Here is a 383-nt window from a genome sequence, read left to right on the forward strand (position 1 = left end):
GGCTCTGACTACTTGTAGGCACACGGTTTCAGGATCTATTTCACTCCCCTTCCGGGGTGCTTTTCACCTTTCCCTCACGGTACTGGTTCACTATCGGTTACCAGGGAGTATTTAGCCTTGGGAGATGGTCCTCCCAGCTTCCGACGGGATTTCTCGTGTCCCGCCGTACTCAGGATACACTCCGGAGAGAATCATGTTTCAGCTACAGGGCACTTGCCTTCTTTGGCGGGTCGTTCCAGACCGCTTCGCTTACATGATTCCTTTGTAACTCCGTATGGAGTGTCCTACAACCCCGAAAGGCAAGCCTTTCGGTTTGGGCTATATTCCGTTTCGCTCGCCGCTACTCAGGAAATCGCTTTTGCTTTCTCTTCCTCCGGGTACTA

Annotated in this window: 1 rRNA gene; it reads right to left on the minus strand. The window is 52.5% G+C overall.

Annotation, left to right across the window (positions count from 1 at the left end):
* Positions 1-383: ribosomal RNA gene (locus G4V62_RS19395) — 23S ribosomal RNA — on the minus strand; the annotation flags it as partial.

The organism is Litoribacterium kuwaitense (genome assembly GCF_011058155.1).
Lineage (GTDB): Bacteria > Bacillota > Bacilli > Bacillales > DSM-28697 > Litoribacterium > Litoribacterium kuwaitense.